The 20,664-nt window shown below is 58.9% G+C and carries 23 protein-coding genes and 3 tRNA genes; 15 read left to right on the forward strand and 11 right to left on the reverse strand.

Going from position 1 to position 20,664, the window contains the following annotated elements:
• The first annotated feature begins 8 nt into the window (after positions 1–8).
• Positions 9–461 carry a very short patch repair endonuclease gene (locus tag H8L67_RS04875; protein WP_255556068.1) on the forward strand — a complete coding sequence of 151 codons (453 nt, stop codon included), beginning with the start codon at positions 9–11 and terminating at the stop codon, positions 459–461.
• A 65-nt stretch (positions 462–526) separates the two neighbouring features.
• Here H8L67_RS04875 and H8L67_RS04880 read toward each other — a convergent pair whose 3' ends face one another.
• Positions 527–1,447 carry an SOS response-associated peptidase family protein gene (locus H8L67_RS04880; protein ID WP_220380746.1) on the reverse strand — a complete coding sequence of 307 codons (921 nt, stop codon included), beginning with the start codon at positions 1,445–1,447 and terminating at the stop codon, positions 527–529.
• Between the two features lie 168 nt (positions 1,448–1,615).
• Here H8L67_RS04880 and H8L67_RS04885 point away from each other — a divergent pair, with 168 nt between their 5' ends.
• Positions 1,616–2,848 (forward strand): DUF418 domain-containing protein, encoded by a 1,233-nt coding sequence (locus tag H8L67_RS04885; protein ID WP_220380619.1) that lies wholly within the window; start codon positions 1,616–1,618, stop codon positions 2,846–2,848.
• 78 nt (positions 2,849–2,926) lie between these two features.
• Positions 2,927–3,451 carry a hypothetical protein gene (locus H8L67_RS04890; RefSeq protein WP_220380620.1) on the forward strand — a complete coding sequence of 175 codons (525 nt, stop codon included), beginning with the start codon at positions 2,927–2,929 and terminating at the stop codon, positions 3,449–3,451.
• 400 nt (positions 3,452–3,851) lie between these two features.
• Here H8L67_RS04890 and H8L67_RS04895 read toward each other — a convergent pair.
• A tRNA-Ser gene (locus H8L67_RS04895) sits at positions 3,852–3,944 on the reverse strand.
• A gap of 69 nt (positions 3,945–4,013) precedes the next feature.
• A complete protein-coding gene (locus H8L67_RS04900) occupies positions 4,014–4,928 on the reverse strand; it encodes a hypothetical protein (protein WP_220380621.1) in 915 nt (304 codons plus the stop codon).
• 88 nt (positions 4,929–5,016) lie between these two features.
• Here H8L67_RS04900 and dnaX point away from each other — a divergent pair, with 88 nt between their 5' ends.
• Genes dnaX through H8L67_RS04920 form a run of 4 tightly spaced genes read left to right on the forward strand, consistent with a single transcriptional unit; the run spans position 5,017 to position 7,991 of the window.
• Complete coding sequence (gene dnaX, locus H8L67_RS04905) at positions 5,017–6,687, forward strand: DNA polymerase III subunit gamma/tau (protein WP_220380622.1); 1,671 nt, start codon at positions 5,017–5,019, stop codon at positions 6,685–6,687.
• A 9-nt stretch (positions 6,688–6,696) separates the two neighbouring features.
• Complete coding sequence (locus H8L67_RS04910; protein WP_220380623.1) at positions 6,697–7,017, forward strand: YbaB/EbfC family nucleoid-associated protein; 321 nt, start codon at positions 6,697–6,699, stop codon at positions 7,015–7,017.
• A 4-nt stretch (positions 7,018–7,021) separates the two neighbouring features.
• Positions 7,022–7,618 carry a recombination mediator RecR gene (recR, locus tag H8L67_RS04915; protein ID WP_220380624.1) on the forward strand — a complete coding sequence of 199 codons (597 nt, stop codon included), beginning with the start codon at positions 7,022–7,024 and terminating at the stop codon, positions 7,616–7,618.
• A gap of 7 nt (positions 7,619–7,625) precedes the next feature.
• A complete protein-coding gene (locus H8L67_RS04920; RefSeq protein WP_220380625.1) occupies positions 7,626–7,991 on the forward strand; it encodes a histidine triad nucleotide-binding protein in 366 nt (121 codons plus the stop codon).
• On the opposite strand, the gene H8L67_RS04925 is transcribed toward H8L67_RS04920, so the two are convergent.
• From H8L67_RS04925 to H8L67_RS04935, 3 genes are read right to left on the reverse strand one after another with little or no spacing between them, the layout of a single operon-like run.
• Entirely contained in the window at positions 7,981–9,906 is a 1,926-nt protein-coding gene (locus H8L67_RS04925; RefSeq protein ID WP_255556048.1) for a transglutaminase TgpA family protein, read from the reverse strand. The genes H8L67_RS04920 and H8L67_RS04925 overlap by 11 nt on opposite strands.
• Positions 9,903–10,868: a DUF58 domain-containing protein gene (locus tag H8L67_RS04930; RefSeq protein ID WP_220380626.1), complete on the reverse strand. Its 966-nt coding sequence runs from the start codon at positions 10,866–10,868 to the stop codon at positions 9,903–9,905. Before H8L67_RS04930 ends, H8L67_RS04925 begins: the two co-directional genes overlap by 4 nt.
• A gap of 2 nt (positions 10,869–10,870) precedes the next feature.
• Complete coding sequence (locus H8L67_RS04935) at positions 10,871–11,818, reverse strand: AAA family ATPase (protein WP_220380627.1); 948 nt, start codon at positions 11,816–11,818, stop codon at positions 10,871–10,873.
• An 80-nt stretch (positions 11,819–11,898) separates the two neighbouring features.
• Between H8L67_RS04935 and H8L67_RS04940 the strand changes: the two genes are divergently transcribed.
• On the forward strand, positions 11,899–12,612 hold the full coding sequence (locus H8L67_RS04940) for a pseudouridine synthase (RefSeq protein WP_220380628.1): 714 nt from the start codon (positions 11,899–11,901) through the stop codon (positions 12,610–12,612).
• 7 nt (positions 12,613–12,619) lie between these two features.
• Here H8L67_RS04940 and H8L67_RS04945 read toward each other — a convergent pair whose 3' ends face one another.
• The 3 genes from H8L67_RS04945 to H8L67_RS04955 form a co-directional block, all read right to left on the reverse strand.
• Positions 12,620–13,081 carry a ferritin-like domain-containing protein gene (locus H8L67_RS04945; protein WP_255556050.1) on the reverse strand — a complete coding sequence of 154 codons (462 nt, stop codon included), beginning with the start codon at positions 13,079–13,081 and terminating at the stop codon, positions 12,620–12,622.
• 75 nt (positions 13,082–13,156) lie between these two features.
• Positions 13,157–13,231, reverse strand: a tRNA-Val gene (locus H8L67_RS04950).
• Between the two features lie 44 nt (positions 13,232–13,275).
• Positions 13,276–13,548 (reverse strand): polyhydroxyalkanoic acid system family protein, encoded by a 273-nt coding sequence (locus H8L67_RS04955; protein WP_220380629.1) that lies wholly within the window; start codon positions 13,546–13,548, stop codon positions 13,276–13,278.
• A gap of 58 nt (positions 13,549–13,606) precedes the next feature.
• On the opposite strand from H8L67_RS04955, the gene H8L67_RS04960 reads away from it, so the two are divergent.
• The 3 genes from H8L67_RS04960 to aroA are packed head-to-tail and all read left to right on the forward strand — an operon-like array spanning position 13,607 to position 16,790.
• Positions 13,607–14,380: an FHA domain-containing protein gene (locus H8L67_RS04960; RefSeq protein ID WP_220380630.1), complete on the forward strand. Its 774-nt coding sequence runs from the start codon at positions 13,607–13,609 to the stop codon at positions 14,378–14,380.
• Between the two features lie 15 nt (positions 14,381–14,395).
• Positions 14,396–15,478, forward strand: a complete 1,083-nt coding sequence (gene serC, locus H8L67_RS04965) for a phosphoserine transaminase (RefSeq protein ID WP_220380631.1) — start codon at positions 14,396–14,398, stop codon at positions 15,476–15,478.
• Positions 15,471–16,790 (forward strand): 3-phosphoshikimate 1-carboxyvinyltransferase, encoded by a 1,320-nt coding sequence (gene aroA, locus H8L67_RS04970; protein ID WP_220380632.1) that lies wholly within the window; start codon positions 15,471–15,473, stop codon positions 16,788–16,790. Before serC ends, aroA begins: the two co-directional genes overlap by 8 nt.
• A 31-nt stretch (positions 16,791–16,821) precedes the next feature.
• Here the strand turns inward: aroA and H8L67_RS04975 are convergent, their stop codons facing one another.
• Entirely contained in the window at positions 16,822–17,418 is a 597-nt protein-coding gene (locus tag H8L67_RS04975) for an energy transducer TonB (RefSeq protein ID WP_220380633.1), read from the reverse strand.
• 136 nt (positions 17,419–17,554) lie between these two features.
• Here H8L67_RS04975 and serS point away from each other — a divergent pair, with 136 nt between their 5' ends.
• The 3 genes from serS to tadA all read left to right on the forward strand — a co-directional run bounded on the left by serS (position 17,555) and on the right by tadA (position 19,490).
• Positions 17,555–18,847, forward strand: coding sequence for a serine--tRNA ligase (gene serS / locus H8L67_RS04980; protein WP_220380634.1), 1,293 nt, complete (start codon positions 17,555–17,557; stop codon positions 18,845–18,847).
• Between the two features lie 63 nt (positions 18,848–18,910).
• A tRNA-Ser gene (locus H8L67_RS04985) sits at positions 18,911–18,998 on the forward strand.
• 12 nt (positions 18,999–19,010) lie between these two features.
• A complete protein-coding gene (gene tadA / locus H8L67_RS04990) occupies positions 19,011–19,490 on the forward strand; it encodes a tRNA adenosine(34) deaminase TadA (protein WP_220380635.1) in 480 nt (159 codons plus the stop codon).
• On the opposite strand, the gene H8L67_RS04995 is transcribed toward tadA, so the two are convergent.
• Positions 19,491–19,955, reverse strand: a complete 465-nt coding sequence (locus tag H8L67_RS04995; protein ID WP_220380636.1) for a DUF2721 domain-containing protein — start codon at positions 19,953–19,955, stop codon at positions 19,491–19,493.
• 59 nt (positions 19,956–20,014) lie between these two features.
• Between H8L67_RS04995 and orn the strand changes: the two genes are divergently transcribed.
• Positions 20,015–20,578, forward strand: coding sequence for an oligoribonuclease (gene orn / locus H8L67_RS05000; protein WP_220380637.1), 564 nt, complete (start codon positions 20,015–20,017; stop codon positions 20,576–20,578).
• Positions 20,579–20,664: the final 86 nt, after the last annotated feature.

Consider the following 20,664-nt stretch of genomic DNA (forward strand, 5'->3'; position numbering starts at 1 on the left):
ATCGAATTGTGGATATTTTTTCACGCGAAAAGCGATCACATGTGATGGCACAGATTCGTGGGCGGGATACGAAACCGGAGTTGCTTCTCCGTCGCTCATTGTGGGCAATCGGTTTCCGATATTCATTACACCGCAAAGGATTGCCTGGGCGGCCTGATTTGGTTCTCACCAAATGGAATGCCGTAATTTTTGTCCACGGTTGCTTTTGGCACGCACATGAGAATTGCGCTGGATTCAGATTGCCGAAGTCGCGTGTTGAGTTCTGGCAAGAGAAACTGGACGGAAATCGCACGAGGGACGAACAAAGTGCATTGGCTTTGGTTGAGGGAGGTTGGTCCGTTGCCGTTGTTTGGGAGTGCGCCATTGAAGCGGACGTGGAGAAGGTGTCGGAAATTCTTTCAAAGTGGTTGCGTGCGACCAAGAGGGTCAATATCTTGGAGGTTCGGTCATCCACGTCCTGATATAGGCGCGCTTCTTTCGAGAATCGAAACTTCGCATGACCACACAACTACCTCACAAGTTCTCATCAAGCCGCAATCCGATGCTCATAGTACGGATGCCGTTTGTCATCAAAGATCGCGTAAAGAGCCTCAAGATTCGCCGGGTCAGGATTTAGCCACGCGTCAACGTGCTCGGGCTTGATATTGATAATCGTCCTGTCGTGGCCGGCGGCAGCGACTTCGGGCTCGGGCTCGTCCGTAATCGCGGCAAAAGAAAGTAAGTCGGGTTCTATCCCCTTCGGGTCTGTCCAACGCGACCAAAGACACGCAATCAACATCGGCTCGCCATCTCTCGGTTCGAATTCAAGCACGACGTTTTTGCAGTCAATCTCCACGTTTTCATAGAATTTGTCGGCGATGATCAGCGCGTGCGTGTAGCCGAATTGTTGCCGCCAGAATCCTTCCAGGCTGTCCCGGCGAGCGTTGTAGGTTCCGGGGTAACGTTGGTCGTATGAGGCCGGCTTTCCCGCAAGTCGGCATCCATAGCGCATCGGTGCGACGAATCGCTTCCCGTTTTCTGCGGCAACCACTGTGCTGAAGATGCCGGGAAAGACGCGTGAATCTTTGGGTTCCAATTTCGACCGCTTCAAGTCTTTCAAGCGGCTTTCCGCCGCTTTGATTTTGTTGCTTGCAATGCGCTTGTCCTCAAGCGCCTTCTTGGTTTCTTTCGTTTTCAAGGACACCACGGCTTTATTCAGGCGCGTTTTCTGTGCAAACAACTCTTGCTCGAATTTCGCAGACTGTTCCTTGTTTAGTGCTTCGATGCCTTGAATAATTTCATTTGCCCATGGCTCGCTGGAATTCAAGAACGCCTGTCGCATCGCCTTGGGTGTTTTGGCGCTTCGGTCGCTCCAAAACACTTTGGCGAACTCATCGATGCTGATATCAGCACCGAATTTGCGGACGTAGTCCTTATAACTTTGCTCGATCTGTGCCGAGTAGCACATCGCATCACCTTCGCTGCTTGACATGCAGGCATTGTTGCCCAAATCCCCGCAGACGTATGAACGCCTGACCAGCCCGGTCGATGCCAAGGCCTAGGGGTTGGCGTCCATTCCTTAAATGTGATAAAGGTCACATAATGTAGTTTGGCGTTTCACGGGCGCAACCGAGCCATGAACCAGATCGATGCCGCAGTGGGTACAAAGACTGGAAGTGCTAATGCCTTGCCGCGAACGCTTCGCGGTGTTCGCGTCGCAGAGCGCCTCGAGGTGCTCGACGCGCTGCGGGGGTTCGCCCTTTTCGGCATTCTGATGGCGAACATCCAATATTGGGCGGGCTGGATGATGATGTCGCCCAAGGAGACGGCGCGTTTCCATGATGCGAGCGAACTCCGTGTCATGCGCGGCATCGAGCGCTTCCTGATCGATGGCAAGTTTTACACCCTGTTTTCGCTGCTTTTCGGCGCAGGCTGCGTGTTAATCATGCTGCGGCTGCAACGCGACGGGCATGCGTGGAAGCGCACCTATTTTCGACGCATGGCGGTGTTGATGCTGATCGGCATCGTGCACACCTTGCTGATTTGGGATGGCGATATCTTGCTGCTTTATGCGGTGCTTGGTTTCACTTTGCCGTGGTTTGCGGAACGCGCCGACCGTACCTTGCTGGTAGCGGCATTTCTGTTGATATTCGTCGTGCCCTTCCTTGGCAAGGCGGTATTTGCGGCGATGGGCTGGGCACCCGCAGATTACCTGTTGGACGGGTCCTTGAAATGGCTCGAATCCCAGGGCGGCCCTCAGTTCGGTGGGGAAGTGGCGTGGTTGCAATCCACGAACCTTGCCGAGTATCCGAAGTGGACGTTGTCTGGCACCGTCTATTCGCTCGGACTGCGGCTGGACAGCTGGAGAATTCCAAAGGTGCTGGGAATCATGATTCTCGGCCTGTGGTGCGGGCGAAAAATCCCCGATGGTTTGCTGACGGATCGCGCCTTCTTGAAGCGGGTATTGGCATTGGGCGCGTTGATCGGCGTGCCGGCCACCGCCTTTTATGCCTCGCGCAAAGGCGTCAATCAAAGCGATTGGACCTCGATGATCGGGACGGTTCCATTTGCGCTGGCATATGCGTCGGCGTTTCTGTTGCTTTGGCCGACGGCGAAGCGGGTTCTCGGAGTACTGGTTGCCCCCGGTCGCATGCCGCTCACGAACTACTTGATGCAGTCGGTGGTCAATGGTGTGGTGTTTTTCGGATTCGGTCTGGGGTGGATGGGCACGCTGTCGATGGGGCAAACGTATGCTTGGGCGTTGGCCTTGTTCTCGGTGCAGGTGCTCGTGTCACATCTGTGGTTGATAAGATTTGAGCATGGGCCGGTGGAGGCGTTTTGGCGGCGGCTGACCTACGCTTCGCGCTGAGGCCTACATCTCCGCTGAGCGACACGTATAGTGGGCATCGGGCCTGATTGCAGGCCATTCGCACAAGGGGGTGTGCTCATGAAAATCCGGCTCCGCAATTCGATTCGACAACTGTCCGGCTGCGTTTCGCGAATGAAGTTGCGCGGTGGTTCGCTGGCTGTGGCCTTGCTGGCGGTCTCAGGTACAGCGCTTGCGCAATCCTGGATCGTCGTGGCGGTGCTGCCGGATGGCGGCGTCATTCAATACGACGCGCACTCGATCAAACGCCACACCTACTTGGGCCTGAGCGATTATGTAGCCGGCCAATCGCCTCCGCATTGGGAATCAACCGCCAAATACGAGTGGCCCACCGATCAACGCACCGAGGACGGCAAGACCTTTCGCACGGCAGTGGTGAGAAACCTTTGGCAGTGCAAGGGCGAAGACGCGGAAAAGGTGGCGACCTCAGGCTTCGAACTGTTCGATGTCAATGGCAAGACGGTTGGCGGCGAGTCGATCAACGCCTTCCATGAATTGACGATGTTGCGATGGTCTTTGCCGCAGAACGAAGAAGCTTCCCTAGGTGCTTTTGTCTGCGGTGAAGTGAGCGAGCGAAGCCGTTGACGGGAGAGGAAGAGGCCGCACCGGTCGCATCGACTCACTTTCCAACGCCACACAATGCTTGAGCCGGACATGCTGCTCCATCTGCGCAGGTGTCGCGCAGAAGAAAACCGCGCTCTGGCACTCGCCGCAATATCGCACGTACATTTCTGTGCGAATGATTTCCAAGTCGTCCCATTTTTTGTGGCACTCGACTTTCAAATTGCAGTGCCTCACCTTGATGCTCACGTGTTTCCCCTGGGTGCGGTTACTGGGCCGCGATGGGGGGAGATTGCGGGGTGGGTGTCTCAGGGGGTGCGATTGGGGCGGAAAGGCGCCTCATCCGGCGCTGCGCGCCACCTTCTCCACTTTGTGGAGAAGGGGTTGAAAGCAAAAACGCCCCGTTGGGGGCGCTTTCACTTACTGGCGGAGAGAGGGGGATTCGAACCCCCGAAGCGCGGTTTAGACGCTTACACACTTTCCAGGCGTGCTCCTTCAACCACTCGGACACCTCTCCGGATCTTGCGCAAGGGTGCTCTCTTGCGAACCGGCTATTTTACGGAGAAGTGCGGTCCGGGGCAATGAATCATTTTTTGCCCGGGCAGATCACGTTGTAGCTCACGATGGTGGCGGGGCCGTCGCCGGCCGTGGTGAACGACATCAGGGCGCCCGAGGGGTGGGCATAGCCGCCACTGCAGAATCCGTAGCCGGTGCCACTGCAATCGGCGATTTCGGGTTCACCGGTCAGGTGGCCGGGGTAGCTCTCGTCGCCTTCTTCACGCGGGGCCTTGGGCTTCCAGCCGGTTTTGGCGAGTAGGGCACGCGCTTTCGGGACCTCCTTGCCATACAGGCTCGGGATGTCCAGGCCGCAGTATTTCTCCGATGTTGCCAGCGGGGCAACCTCAAAGCCGTTTTCAGCCAGCACAATGTCGCCGCTGACATAATTTGCCGGGGTGAAGTCACCGATCCTCAGGCGGCCCGGTGTGGGCGTTCTCATGACGCCGCCCACGTCACCCATTTCCCCTTCTTTCGGGGTATCGCCATAGACAATGCCGAGCAACTGCGTGCCGCGATAGATGGCGATGTTGCCGTCGCGGACCATACAGGTGCCACTCGTCCCTTGTTCGCCTTGGCTGAAAATGCCGACAGCAGTGAAGCCGCCTTCCGTGACTTCGCTGCTGACTGTCCAGCCTTTTGCGGCCGCATCTTTGCCGGCAGCCGTTTCAGGTTTTTGGGCGATGTAGCTGCAAAAGTCATCCTGCGCAAACTTCGATGGTTTTGCGGGCGCCGGCAGCGTGCCCAAGGCCTTGGCATGCAAGCCGGGCAGGCGGGACGTGGCGGTATAGGTTGATTCCGGCGGCGCCGAAACCGGTTCGGACTTGGCCGCATTCAATGCTTCAGAGGGCGCGCCACCGGCGGCCGCGCTGGCGCCTGGCGGGCTGCAGGCGACAAGGGTGACACAGGTGCCAAGTGTCGCGAGGCTGAGTTTCAATGAATTCATTCGACCGGTTCCAATGCGGGATGACTGCAACGTGGCAGCTTGTGGTCATCTTCGCAATCAGACATCTCCGGCATGTCAAAATGGCCGTATGAGCTATCTCGTACTTGCGCGCAAATGGCGCCCGCGTCGTTTCAGTGAACTGGTCGGCCAAGAGCACGTGGTTCGTGCATTGACCAATGCCTTGGAAACGGGGCGCGTGCATCACGCTTTCCTGTTCACCGGCACCCGCGGCGTCGGCAAAACCACGATTGCGCGGATCTTCGCCAAATCGCTCAACTGCGAGAACGGGACTTCCGCCGAACCCTGCGGCGAGTGTTCGACCTGTAAAGACATCGATGCGGGTCGTTACATTGATCTGCTGGAAATCGACGCCGCCAGCAATACCGGCGTAGACGATGTGCGCGAGCTGATCGACAACGCACAGTACATGCCCTCCCGCGGTCGCGTGAAGGTCTATCTGATCGACGAAGTGCACATGCTCACGAAGAATGCCTTCAACGCCTTGCTGAAGACCCTCGAAGAGCCACCGGGTCACGTCAAATTTTTGCTTGCCACAACGGATCCGCAAAAACTGCCGATCACGGTGCTGTCGCGTTGTTTGCAATTCAATTTGAAGCGCTTGGAGCTCGACCAAATCGAAGGTCAGATCACCCGCATTCTGCAGGCGGAAAACATCGAGTTCGACGTCGAAGCGGTCGCGCAATTGAGTGATGCGGCTGACGGGTCGTTGCGCGATGGTTTGTCGTTGCTGGATCAAGCCATCGCCTACACCGGTGGCAAGGTGGATGAAGCGGCGGTGGCGAAGATGCTGGGCACCGTCGACCGCACCCGTGTGGAGGCGCTGTTGAATGCCTTGGTCAATCAAAGCGGACCCGAATTGATGCAGGAGATCGCCGCACTGGCGGATTTCTCGCCGGATTGGCGCGCGGTGCTCGATGCGATGGCGAAAGCCTTGCACAAGATCCAAATCAAGCAACTGGTGCCGGAAGCCTTGGCTGACGAAAGCACCGAAAACCTGCAAGGTTTCGCCGAGGCGGTGTCGCCGGAGTTGGTCCAGCTTTGGTATCAAATCGCGTTGAACGGAAAACGCGATCTCGACCACGCGCCGACCGCGCGGACGGGATTCGAGATGTCGATGCTGCGCATGTTGGCGTTCCGTCCGATGCCGCAGCAGGCCGTTGCCGCGGGAAATGAAACGCATGCGCCGCCAGTGCCTTCGCTGAAGCCGGCAACACCTGCCGCTGCGCCCGCTCGCGTGGAGCGAGATGCGCCGGTTCCGCAGGCTGCGCCTTCGCCGGTTGCCGCTGCGCCCGCACCTGCGCAACCGCCGATTCCCGCCAAGCCGGCCTCGACGCCTTCAAACATCGTGCCGATGCACCACGACGATTGGGTCGCGCTGGTGCGCAATGCAAAGCTCAGCGGGCTGATCGGGCAATGTGCCATCAATGCCGCGTTGCTGTCGCAGAAGGGTGCACAGATCGTGCTCGGCTTGCCGAAGAACCTGGGGCATACCGCGCGTCCGAACACCCTGCGCGCGCTGGAAGAAAAGCTCACGCCGATCCTCGGCTATGTGCCGGTGATTTCCGTTGAGCTGCAAGATGAAATCAAGGCCGACACCGTGCGCGCGCAAGACGAGAAAGTGCAAAACGACCGGATGAGCGCCGCGGAACAATCTTTCCGTGAGGATCCGTTCGTGCAGACGTTGCTGGCCGAAGGCGGGCAAATCGTGCCGGATTCCATTCAACCCTATAACGATTAGGAGCAAAACATGCGAGGCAATATCGCGCAATTGATGCAACAGGCACAGGCCATGCAAGAAAGCATGCAGCGGGCACAAAACGAACTCGGCAATGTCGAGGTCGTGGGCCAAGCAGGTGGCGGCATGGTGGAAGTCACGCTGACGGGTCGTATGGAATGCCGCAAGGTGCGTATCGATCCCACCACGGTGTCAGACGTCGAAATGCTGGAAGACCTGTTGGCTGCAGCGATGAATGACGCTGTGAACAAGGCCAACGCCGCGGCGCAAGAACGCATGAGTGCGGCAACGCAAGGCATGGGTCTGCCGACTGGTATGAAGCTGCCGTTCTGATTCGATGTCATCACCGCTGCTCGAACAACTGATTGACGCCCTCCGTATTCTTCCCGGCGTAGGACAGAAGACGGCGCAACGTATGGCGTATCACGTGCTGGAACGCGAGCGCGATGGCGCGACGCGGCTGGCCTCGGTATTGGCCGAATCGGTGGAAAAGATCGGTCATTGCACGCGCTGCCGCGACTTCAGTGAAACCGAGGTCTGTGCCATTTGCACCAGTGCCTCGCGCGATGCGCACTTGCTGTGCGTCTTGGAATCGCCTGCCGACCGGATGGCCTTGGAACAAGCCACGGGCTTTCGGGGCTTGTACTTCATTTTGCAGGGCCGACTGAGTCCGCTCGACGGTATCGGGCCGGCGGAGTTGGGTTTGGATCAATTGGCCGCGCGCTTGGCCGAAGGTGAGATCACGGAAATGATCATTGCCACCAACCCGACGGTGGAAGGTGAAGCCACAGCGCATTTTCTTGCGCAGTTGGCGCGCAGCAAGTCGGTCAAACCGAGTCGTCTGGCGCATGGCGTGCCGTTGGGCGGCGAGCTTGAGTATGTGGATCGTGGCACCTTGGCGCATGCCTTCGGTAGCCGCATCGAAATGAGCTGAGGGCGTTATGAGCGACACCATTTTTCACAAGATCAAGAACCGCGAAATTCCTTCCGAGATTGTGTTCGAGGACGAACACGTCTTCGCCTTTCGCGACATCGCGCCACAAGCGCCGGTGCATGTGTTGTTCGTGCCCAAGCAAGACTTCGCCACGTTGAACGATGTGCCGGCCGATTCGCCGGAAATCATCGGGCGGTTGGCGACAGCGGCGGCGACCTATGCGAAGCGGGAAGGCTTTGCCGAAAACGGCTATCGCATCGTCATGAACTGCAACGGCGACGGCGGACAAACCGTGTTCCAAATCCATCTGCATTTGCTGGCGGGTGCGCCCTTAGGGCATTTTGGCGCAAGGGGCGCCGGATTCACGGCCTGAATCGTTTGATGTCTCTGATGAGCTGTGCGGTTTTTTCACGGGATACGGCCGCATAACGCATTGCGCTGAAGCGTTCGGCCAACGCCTGCATCGCCGCCGCATTTTCCGGTCGCGCCCGCGTGATGCGATCCAACCATGCATGCACAGGTTCGTATGCTTCGCGCGCCAGGCCATGCTTCGCATAGCGTTTGCTCAAGCCGTGCCATGCACGCAATAGCGGATCGGCCACGCGTTCACCGCGTCGCAATAACAGCACCATCCACGCCATGGCGATGACGACCGCGATGACGAATAGTGCAATCAACGTGCTGCTATCCATCTTGTTGATGCCGAAGCGCTTGAACATGCCGGCTTGGCGTTTCGCGTCGAAGCCCAAAATGAAGTCGTTCCACCCGCGGCGCAAACTGTCGCTGACCTCCCACAAACGCTGGAATCCGTCGAACTGGCCGATTCGACCAGGCGCGCGTTCTTCGAGCGTGTCGTAAATGTTGGCGGCTGCCACGGCGGCAGTCGGGTCGACGCGCGTCCAGCCGCGGCCGTTCAACCAAACTTCCGACCATGCGTGCGCGTCCGAATTGCGGATCAGCCAATAGTCGCCGGTCTTGTTGTAAAAACCACCGGCGTAGCCCGTAACAACCCTTGCCGGAATTCCGGCTGCGCGCATCAGCACCACGAATGCGGTGCTGTAGTGCTCACAAAACCCGACCTTGTTCTGGAACATGAAATCATCGATCCAATGCAGGCCCGGCTGCGGCACAGTCAACGAATAGGTGAAGTCCCTGTGGAAGGTATCGAGTGCCCTTTGCACAATGCCTTCATCGTTGCTGCCGAATTCACTGCGCCACTGACGGCCCAATGCGCGCGTCCGGCCGTTCAAGTCGTTCGGCAAACGCAGCGCACGTTGCCGGATCACCCGTGACAGGGGAGTCGGGTCGAGTGCTGCGGGTGCCGCCTCCACCTGCCAGCGCGTCAGGTTGCTCATGTTGGTTTCGGTTCGCAGAGCACCGTCGACGTTCATGCGCACGCCTTCGGGCACTGCGGTGCTGTATTCGAGCAACGGCAAAATCTTGCGGTCGGTCGGTTCCACATCGGCCGTGTAGTGCCAACGTGACGCCGTCGTCTTGATCAAACTGCGTCCGCCGGTGTCAATCGCCGCCGCGCTATCGGGCTTCCACTCCACACCGTCGAAATCCCAAAACACCGTGCCACGCCAATACAGGTCTTGCGAAGACGGCGGCGTGCCTTGAAAACGCACGCGCATGGCCGGGGTGTCATCCAATAGCAACTCGCTCCATTCGCCGGGCTTCATCGTGTCGCCTAAGCCGACCTTGGAGACTGACTTTTCCGGCAAACCCCACAACGGGGTAGGCAAGCGCGGAAACAACCAGAACGCGGCCATCGCCAACGGCAAACCGGTCAACAGCAATTTACCGGTCGCGCGCAGCGGCTCTCTGGGTGACCAATCGGCTGAGTCGACCTGGTTTTCCAAATCGGCGAGGCGCATCAACACAAGAATCGCCACGACGACCGCGATGGCCCCCAAAATCAATGCAGTCGGGCTTTGATTGAGCAGGTACGTTGAAAACGGCGCAAACGTGCCGAAGCCAACCAAACTCCGGCCATCGCGAACGGTCTGGGTCTCGGACGGTTTGATTGCGAGCATGGCAGCGAGCAAGGCACAGCCGGTATCTCTTCCGAAGCCGCGATAGACCATGAAGACGGCAGTCACCACGATCACCAGCAGCAAGATCTTGAGAACGCCGGGGAGCGGATTGCGCCAACTGGCAATCGTCGTCAGGAGCGCAGTGCCGGTCACTGTGAGTGCCACCGGGATTTCCAATTGCAGCAGCAAAGGCAGCATGCAAAGACCGAGTGCCAGCATCACATAGGGGCGTGTCTTCTCATCCAGATTCATGCGCGAACACCCGGGAGTCTCGCCAACGCTTCCATGCAAGCGTGCCGATGGGCAAGGCCCGTGTTTGCCTCAATGGCCCGCATTCCCGGCAACTGCAATGCAAATCGACGTCCTTGTCTGTCCGCCAGCGCCACCCAATGCGCCAGTCTCGATATGGCCTGCTCGTGCGGTAATTGCCGCACTTGCGACCACGCCAACAAGATATCGGCTTGAACTGCTTGTTCGTACTCGCGCGCCAACAAGGCGCCGGTCTTGGCAGACGCCTTCCATGCGATGGCGCGCAGCGCATCACCGTGGCGGTAGGCGCGCAATTGATGAACATCATCGCCACCTTGCGCGGCGCGCATGCGCGACGCATCGGCGCTGGCTTCGGGCAGGGGCGGGCCGTTGTGCTCAAGTGCCGGATAGACAATCCACCCGTACACCGGATACAGCCAAGACCAGGTATGTGCCAACCCCATCGGTCGTGTGGTCCACACACTGACCTTGTCGATCTCATGCCAGCCGCGATGCACCATCGGCAATCGCAGTTCGACCACGCTTTCAGACGATGCCCGCATCATCAACATCGCGCTTTGCCCATCAATGCCGATCATCACGCCGGTGCGCGGACGGGCATCCAGCGCTTGGAACGAAACGCGCAAGACCGCATCGTCGCCCGCATGCACGGCGTCGGCATGAATGCCACGCATGACCAGGCCGGAGAGCTGCAAGTGACCGGTCAACAATCCCGCAAGACCGGCGGTTCCCAACATCAGCGCCAACAGCAATGCAGGATTGTTGTTGTAGTTCAAGGCGCCGCCGGCCATGACGAATACGACGGCACCGAAAAACAGTCCGAAGCGGGTGGGCAACACGTAGACTCGGCGACGATCGATATGTACGGGCAGGGTATCGACGCGTTGACGACGGACAAATCTCTCAAGCTTCAGCCACAGGGGTTTGCCGGAACGCTTGAACACTGTCAGTCCACAGGTACGGCGAGCATCACCGAATGGGCAACGCTGCGCGCTTCTTTTGCGTCGGCATTGGACATCAATCGATGGCCGGCCACATGCACAAACAATTGTTGGATATCTTCCGGCCTTGCATGGTCGCGCCCAAGTAGCAGAGCATGGGCACGCGCGGCACGCAGCAGGGCGATGCCGGCACGCGGTGACAGACCCACGCGCACACAGGGGTGGTTGCGACTGCGTGCCAACAAGCTTTGAACGTATGTGACCAAGGCTTCGCTCACGTGCACTTTGTTCACCGCGGCGCGCAAGTCAGTCAGCATGGCCGGCGTCAAAATCGCTTGCGCCGATTGCAGCAAGGTGCGCCGATCGATGCCGGCCAACAATTCACGTTCCGCTTGTTCGCCCGGATAGCCCATGGAGATCCGCATCAGGAAACGATCCAGTTGCGAATCCGGTAGCGGATACGTGCCGACCAGATCCACCGGATTCTGCGTGGCAATGACAAAGAACGGCGTAGGCAGCGCATGGGTCGCACCGTCCACGGTCACTTGGTACTCCGCCATGGCTTCCAGTAAGGCACTCTGCGTACGTGGCGGCGCGCGATTGACTTCGTCCGCCAACAAGACGTTTGTGAACACCGGGCCTTTGTGGAATTCGAAGCCGTTGGCGTGGGTGTCAAAGATCGAGACGCCTACGACATCCGCGGGCAAAAGATCCGAAGTGAACTGCACCCGTTGGAACCCGAGACCCAAACTCGACGCCAAGGCGTGGGCGAGGGTGGTCTTGCCAAGGCCCGGCAGGTCTTCGATCAGCAAATGGCCGTCTGCCAGCAATGCCGTGAACGCGAGCCTGACCTCCAAAGCCTTGCCAAGGACCACTTGGTTGACTTGTGCCATGGCCGCTTGCAAAGCCTGCGATAATGCGGGCGTCAGGAGTTCGTCTGCTTTTCCGTGCATGGTGCGATTTTGCGGGGGAATGTTGGCAGTCTAGCCTGAATGGCTTTCAGGCCGCATCGTTTGGTTACCGCGGGATTTTCATGCGTCTTAGCAAATACATCAGTGATACCGGCTATTGTTCGCGCCGCGAGGCCGACCGGTTGATCAGTGCCGGCCGCCTCACGGTCAACGGCACGCGTGCGCGTGTGGGCGATGAGGTAGCCGAAGGGGATGACATTCGCCTGGACGGTGAAAAAATCCGTCCGCGCGCCGCCGCCAAGGGGCAGCGTAAGCATGTCTATATCGCGCTGAACAAACCGGTGGGGGTCACGTGCACCACCGATGAATCCGTGAAAGGCAACATCGTGGATTTCGTTGATCACGACCAACGCATTTTTCCGATCGGCCGCTTGGACAAGGATTCGGAAGGCTTGATCCTGCTCACGAGCAACGGCGACATCGTCAACGAAATTCTTCGCGCCGAAAACAAGCTGGAAAAAGAATACTGGGTGGGCACCAACAAGACCGTGACTGAAGAGTTCCTGCGTGCCATGGCCAAGGGTGTGCCCGTCCACGGGCAAATGACGCTGCCCTGCAAAACCAGCAAGCTTGGCGCAGTCGGTTTCAAAATCATCTTGGTGCAAGGCCTGAACCGGCAAATCCGACTGATGGCAGCGCATTTCCGATATCGGGTGAAGCAATTGGTGCGCATGCGCATCGGCACCGTCAAGCTGGGTCACTTGAAGCCTGGGCAATGGCGCAACTTGACGGACGCGGAGTTGCGCAGCCTACTGCCGCAAAGAACGGACTGGTAATCGCGACTCAGTCGTGGAAAGGGGCAATCTCGCCCGGCTTGCGCAGCATCTTGTTCACTTCATCCATGTGCTGCTCTTCATGCACGATCAACTCGCGTGCATATTCTTCAAGCAACACTGATTTGCCTTCGACCAATTTCAACAAGTCGTAGTAGGCGGCCAGGGAGGCGTGCTCATGCTCCAGACTCTCGCGCAAGATGTCGCCGATGTCGTGGCGCTCCGACTCCAACAGCTGCCCGATCTTGAGTGAGGGGTGGCCACCCAGCAGGGTCACCATTTCGCCGGCACGATGGGCGTGCACCAAGCCTTCCTCGGCGTTGCCTTTCATCCACGAGACAATCGGGATGCGGCCGTAGCCGTAAATCATGAGCGAGTAATGCGTATAGCGGACGACGCCCGCCAATTCGATTTCCAGGATCTTGTTCAGTGCCGCGATCGCTGCTTTACGGTCTTCGTCATTCAGTTTCATGGCCTGTCCTCTCAACCGGAAAACTCAAGTCTAGACATTGAGGCACAAAAAAACCGGCAAAATGCCGGTTTCTTTTGGTGGGCGGTACAGGGATCGAACCTGTGACCCTTGCCGTGTGAAGGCAATGCTCTACCGCTGAGCTAACCGCCCGAGCCGGCCATTTTAGCGGCAAACCGCGGCGCTGTCACCTGCACTCAGAATTTATCTTTGAGTATGCGTTTCAGCTCGCTTTCGACCGTGCCTTTCATGGCCGAAAACAACATGCCGAGCTTGGCATCGATCTCCAATTCACCCGGGTGCATGGTGATCTTGCCTTGCACGCCAGTCCGTTGGAAGTTCAGTGCGTTGCCTTCCCACTGGGTCACCACGCCGAGTTTCTCCGAAAGCTTTTTCGCGATCTCGTCGATCGCCTTGCGCGCTTTGGCATCGTCGAGCGGGTGTGCATGTCGCAAATGGATGTGTGCCATGTATATTTCAAAGCGTCGAAAAGATGGCTGAATCTTGCCACAGGCTACAATCCAAAACGTGAACTCCGTCAGACTCCATTTTCCCAATCACGAGCATGTGGACCTTGCGTTGCCGCCGGGTGCGACCGGGCTCGGACGCGACCCCGATTTCGATCGCGGCATCGCCGTTGTCCAGCCCGATCAAGATGCGTTCATTCGCATCGTGGTGGATCGCCGCGGCATATGGATGACCGTTTCGGAAGGCGTTTGGGGCGTGCACGTCAATGGACGTCCGGTACAAAGTTTGGCCTGCCTGCATGTGGGTGACAGCCTGCACGTGGAAGGCATGGAAATTGTGCTGACGCGCCCATCATCAGCCGAGACGGGCGGGGTGGACGGCGATGTGGATTTGGAGGTGCCGCCGGTGGTGCCGCATCCGGTGCTGCGTGGTCTCTGCGGTCCGTTGCATGGTCAAGCCTTGCCGGTGTCTTCGCGAGATACCTACTGCCCGGTGATCGATCTGGCGGCGCAAAACGGTTTGCGGATGACGGACGTCGGTGAGCGAATTTTCATCCAAGCCTCTCCGGAATCCGGACCCTTTGAGGTCAATGGCTTGCCGGTATCCGAAGCATTGCTGTCGTCGGGCGATCAGTTGCGATTGCCGGGCGGTCAGCGCTTGATCGTCGAATCACCGAGCAGCCGTCCGGAACGCGTCGTCGTTCGCGACGTGGATGTGGCAGAAGTCGAAGTGGCGGAACCGAAGCACACCGAGCGTTGGACCTTCATATGGATCCTGCTGTCGGCCGCGTTCATCGCCTTGATGTTATTGGCCGTTATCTGGTTCGGTGCGTGAGGTCGTTGAAACGCAATGCGTAGCCTGAATTTCAGTGCGGGACCTGCCCAGCTTCCTTTGCCCGTACTCGAACAATTGCGAGACGAGCTGCTCGACTGGCGTGGAACCGGTGCGTCGGTGGCGGAGCTCAGCCATCGCGGCAAGCCGTTCATGGCGTTGGCGGAGGAAATCGAAGCGGATGCGCGTCGTTTGTTGGCGGTGCCCGATTCGCACGCCATCTTGTTTCTTTCCGGCGGCGCGACCACCCAGCAAGCATTGATTCCGATGAATCTCTGTGCGGCCGGCGAAACCGCCGATTATTTGGTGACCGGCCACTGGAGCAAAGTGGCGATCAAGCAAGCCTCGGCCGTGTGCGCCGTGCACACCGTGGCCAGTGCGGAAGATGATGGATTTCTGCGTTTGCCAGAGAAGTCGCAATGGACGCACACGAAGGGCGCGGCCTATTTCCATGTGACCGGCAATGAAACCATTCACGGCGTCGAGCTCTTCAACCTGCCGGAGGCAACGCAAGCGCCACTGGTGGTGGACTTGAGTTCCAATATTGCCTCCAGGCCCACGGATTTTTCAAAAATCGGCCTGGCTTACGCAGGGGCGCAAAAGAATTTGGGACCTTCCGGCATTACCTTGACCATCGTGTCACGCGAGTTGTTGGCGCGTGAGGGGATGCAACGGCCGGACATCTTCAAGTTCGCCTCACATGCGGCACAAGGCTCGATGCTCAACACGCCGCCGACCTTGAATTGGTACATCCTCGGACTCTGTATTCGATGGATGTTGGGAGAGGGCGGGACTGCGGCGTTTGAGGCGCGCAATCTCGCCAAGTCTTCGCTGTTGTACGCCACCATTGACCAATCCGCCGGTTTCTATACCAATTCGGTGGCGGCCGATTGTCGTTCGCGCATGAATATTCCCTTCGTTTTGCATGACGCTGCGCTCGATGCGGTGTTTCTCGAAGAGAGCGAGCGTGCCGGCATGATCGGATTGAAAGGGCATAAGGCATTGGGTGGCATGCGCGCGTCGTTGTACAACGCTATCGCGCTGAAAGACATCGAGGCATTGTGTGCCTTCATGCGCGACTTCCAGATGCGTCATGGCTGATACGCCGCCCTCTTTGAAATCCTGGAAAGTAGCACCGTGCAAACAATCCCTCGCCGGTGCGCTGCGCGTCCCAGGCGATAAATCCGTATCGCATCGGGCTGTCATGTTTGCGTCTCTGGCCGATGGCGTTTCGCATATTCGCGGCTTTCTTGAAGGCGAAGACACACGTGCCACGGCACGCGTCATGCAACAACTGGGCGTGGGAATCGACACGCCCGCTTATGGCGAGCGCCGCGTTCACGGCGTCGGCTTGAACGGTTTGATGGCGCCGAATGCCGCACTGGATTGCGGAAATTCAGGCACGGCCATGCGGTTGTTGAGTGGCGTACTGGCCGGGCAATCGTTCTCCAGCGTCCTGGTGGGCGATGCTTCATTGAGCCGTCGCCCGATGAATCGCATCGCGACGCCACTGCGGGATATGGGTGCAAGGATTTCGCTCTCGTCCACTGACACGGCGCCAATCGAATTCAGTCCGGCAGGCAAGCTGCAGGGCATCCGCTACCGGTGCCCGGTGGCAAGTGCACAAGTGAAGTCCGCCGTTCTGTTGGCGGGCTTGTTTGCGGAAGGCACGACGGAAATCGTGGAACCGGTGCCGACCCGCAACTACACCGAAGTGATGCTCGCAGAGATGGGCGCGGCCATTGAATACGGCGATGGGTTCGCACGTTTGCAAGGCGGTTCACGACTGCAGGCCATGGATGTCGAGGTGCCGGCGGATTTTTCTTCTGCAGCCTTTGCCATTGTGGCGGCGTGTTTGGTGCCGGGAAGCCATCTGCGTTTGACCGCCGTCGGAATGAATCCCCGGCGCACCGGTTTGCTCGATGTTTTGCGCATGATGGGCGCGAGTATCGACATAACGCCCGTGCAAGGTAGGACCGAGCTCTTTGATATCGACGTGCAGGCATCGCCGCTGTCGGGCGTGGACGTGCCGGTGGAAACGGTGCCGGACATGATCGATGAATTTCCGATCTTGTTTGTCGCAGCGGCTTGCGCAACAGGCATCACGCGCGTTCGCGGCGCCGCGGAACTGCGGGTGAAAGAATCGGACCGGATCGCGAAGATGGCCGAGGGCCTTCGCACTCTGGGCGTCCGCGTCGAGGAAACCGCCGATGGTGCCGACATTCACGGCGGCGCAATGCATGGCGGGCGGGTGGACACGGACGGCGACCATCGCATTGCCATGGCCTTCGCAGTCGCCGGACTTCTTGCGGAAGCACCGGTCCGCATCGAAGACGTCGGCAACGTCGAAACGTCTTATCCCGGTTTCGTGGCGGATTTTTCGACGATCGGCGCAAACATCGAGGCGATTTGAAGTCACACGATGTTTTGTCGCCGGGATGCGGCTATCGACTATCCGGCTTGAAATCGAAGGGAATCAGGACACTGCCCACCACCGGGCGTCCGTTTTGCATTGCCGGCGAAAAGCGCCAGCGCTTCACCGCTAGATTCGCCGCACGGTCCAGTTGGATCTCGCCGGAAGGCTCGGCGATGCTGGTATCGATCACTTCGCCGTTGCTTCCGATCGTTGCGCGAATCACCACGCGTCCGCCAATGCCGGCGTTCAACAGGGAACGCGGGTAGACGGGTTGCGCCCGGGAGACAGGTTGCGGATCCGTGGTTTTGATCGGCGCGTTGGGTGCCTGTGCTGTGGGTGCCGGCCGCGGTTGAACCGGCGCCGCCGGTGCCGGGGGCGGCGTGCGCTCTTCAATTCGCGCGGTCCCTTCGCTGCTGTCGGGTGGGGCGATGCCGGGACCCACGGTGCCGCGAACGTCACCGGGCAGTGGCACAGGCAAGGGCTGGTATTCCTCGCTGTTGGTCACCGGCGCTACGGGCGCCACCTTGAAAAACTTGTTCTGCCGTTCCCGGTTCCAAATCAACAAGAAAAAGAGCAGCCCGACGACGAATGCCGCGATCAACCACCGCCGTTGTTTGCGGGTCACCCACGGGTTTCGGTGAATATCAGGGCGTTTCGGATTTGAACTGGGACGCATTTCTTCCACGGGCAACCTGTGTCTGGAGCGATAGTCGGGGGCAATGATGGATAATGCACTTGAACGTGTGAACAAGTGAAAACCCATGCTAGACCCTCAGAAACTGCGGACGCAAATCACCGAAGTCGCCGCGCAGCTCGCCCGACGCGGTTATGTGCTCGACGTTGCCCGAATTGAAGCGCTGGAAACCGAGCGCAAATCAGTGCAAGTTGAAACGCAGGAATTGCAGAACAAGCGCAATACCCTGAGCAAGAGCATCGGCCAGCTCAAAGCCAAGGGCGAAGACGTTTCTGCAGTGATGGCGGAAGTGGGCGGCATCGGCGAGGCGCTGAAGGCCGGCGAGATGCGACTGGATGCCTTGAAGGCCGACATTGAAAGCATCACGCTCACGATTCCGAACATTCCCGACGAATCCGTGCCCGACGGCAAGGATGAAGCCGACAACCGCGAAGAAAAGCGCTGGGGCGAGCCCCGCGCCTTCGCATTCACGCCCAAAGACCACGTCGAACTCGGCCAGGCCGCGGGCGGTCTGGATGCCGAGACCGCCGCAAAATTGTCCGGATCGCGCTTTACGGTGTTGCGTGGCGATATCGCCCGCCTGCATCGTGCATTGGCGCAATTCATGCTCGATCTGCATGTGGAAGAGCACGGTTACGTGGAAACCAACGTGCCGGTGTTGGTCAATGCCGACGCGATGCGCGGCACCGGTCAACTGCCGAAATTCGAAGATGATCTTTTCGCCACCTCCGTCGGTGAGGGCGAAGAGGCCTCGCGCCGGTATTTGGTACCGACGGCGGAGGTGCCGCTCACCAACACCGTCAACGACACCATCGTCGATGCGGCGCAGTTGCCATTGCGCATGGTGGCGGACTCCCTGTGTTTCCGTGCAGAAGCCGGTAGCGGTGGACGCGACGTACGCGGCATGATCCGTCAGCATCAGTTCGAAAAGGTCGAATTGGTCACCATCAGCGAACCGGCGAATTCCGACGCGGAACACGAACGTATGACGCGCGCGGCCGAAACAGTGCTTGAGCGCCTTGGCCTGCCGTATCGGCGCATGTTGTTGTGCACCGGCGACATGGGCTTCTCTGCCCGCAAAACCTATGACCTTGAAGTCTGGTTGCCGTCGCAATCCAACTACCGTGAAATCTCGTCCTGCTCGAACTGCGGCGACTTCCAAGCGCGGCGCATGCAAGCGCGCTGGCGCAATCCGGAGACCGGCAAGCCGGAATGGGTGCATACCTTGAACGGCTCCGGCGTGGCGGTGGGCCGATGCCTGATCGCCGTCATGGAGAACTACCAGGAAGCCGACGGCAGTATTCGTGTGCCGGAAGTGTTGCAGCCCTACATGCGTGGAAAGTCTGTCATTACGGTGTGATTCGGGCGCGCGGGGGCTGAAAGATTCCCGCGTGCATGCGACAATGGGCGTTCGCGTTTTTCCGGAAGTGTGGCCGAGCGGTTGAAGGCACCGGTCTTGAAAACCGGCAATGGGAAACCATTCGTGGGTTCGAATCCCACCGCTTCCGCCAATCGGGTCAAAGATGAGTCCTGACCAAAACGCCCTTGATGAAGAATGGATGCGCCGAGCTTTGGCGCTGGGTGATCGCGCCCGGCACGAAGACGACGAGATTCCCGTGGGGGCGTTGGTGTTGGACGCCGACGGGAATTGCATCGCCGAAGGCTGGAATCGCAACATCAACGAATGTGATCCGACCGCCCACGCCGAAATCGTGGCGATGCGTCGGGCAGGTCAAGCCTTGGGCAACCACCGTTTGGTGGGCTGCACCGTGTACATCACCTTGGAACCCTGTGCGATGTGCGCCATGGCGATGGTGCATGCACGTGTCGCCCGCGTGGTCTTCGGTGCACACGATCCCAAGACCGGCGCCGCCGGCAGCGTATTTGATTTGTTGACCGATGCCCGCCACAACCATCGTGTCGAGGTGCGCGGCGGTGTCTTGGCAGAAGAAGCCGGTAGCCGTTTAACCGCCTATTTCAGAGCGAAGCGCGGTAAAGCCTGATCACTCGCCCGGTTTGCGCCGCGCGTATTCCTGATCCAATTCCTTGTCGAAACTTTGTACCGACATCGTGACTTCGCGCCACATGCAAAAGCTCGCGCCCAACAGGAAACAAACGCCAAAAACGGCGAGCACCGTGGGAAGCGCACCCAGCTTGAATCCGATGATGGCATCCGCCGCCAACGCCAAACTGGTGCCAACGAAGGCCGCCATCGCCAAATACAGCAGTTGGCAGGTGCGCAATACCAATTGCGCCCGCGCTCGGTGACGCGCGATTTGATCTTCGCGAAATGCACGGTCAGGCGCGTCGTGCCGCCACTCTATGATCAAACCCCGCAGGCGATCCACGACACGCGCCAGACGTGTGTTGGCCGACACCAAGAGTGAGGCGGTCGCCGTCATCAACAAGGCAGGCGCGAGCATCGCGGTCAGAATGGCGTAGTGGCTGACGGCATTGCTGAAAGGCATGGCGGGCTCCGAGCGGGTACCGATGTATCATGCCGCAAGTTGACCGCAAGAGCGCTTTCATGAATACACACGGTGACAATCCCGCAGAACGATTGATCTGGATCGATTTGGAAATGACCGGTTTGGACACCGATTCGGATTCCATCATTGAAATCGCCACCGTGGTGACGGATGCCAATTTGAATGTGCTCGCTGAGGGGCCGGATCTAGCGATTGCGCATCCGTTGGCCAAGTTGGAAGCGATGGACGATTGGAATCGCAATCAACACACAAAGTCCGGGCTGTGGGGCCGTGTGGTCGAAGAGGGTGTGCCGATGGCAGAGGCCGAAGCGCAAACCATCGCGTTCTTGAAGCAATGGGTGCCGGAGCGAGCCTCGCCGATGTGCGGCAACTCCATCTGCCAGGATCGACGTTTCCTGCATCGGGAAATGTCGTCACTCGAACGGTATTTCCACTACCGCAATCTCGATGTGAGCACGCTCAAAGAACTCGCGCGCCGTTGGGCGCCGTCGGTGCTGGCGGGTTTTAGCAAGGAAAGCAAGCACACTGCGTTGAGCGATGTGCATGATTCGATTGAAGAGCTTCGTTATTACAGGACGCGGTTGGCGTCTTTTATGGGTTAAGAGCGGCTCATTCGGGGTTAAGAGCGCCTCATCCGGCGCTTCGCGCCACCTTCTCCACTGCGTGGAGAAGGAATAACTCCTCCCCT

It is taken from the genome of Lysobacter soyae, assembly GCF_019551435.1.
Lineage (GTDB): Bacteria > Pseudomonadota > Gammaproteobacteria > Xanthomonadales > Xanthomonadaceae > Solilutibacter > Solilutibacter soyae.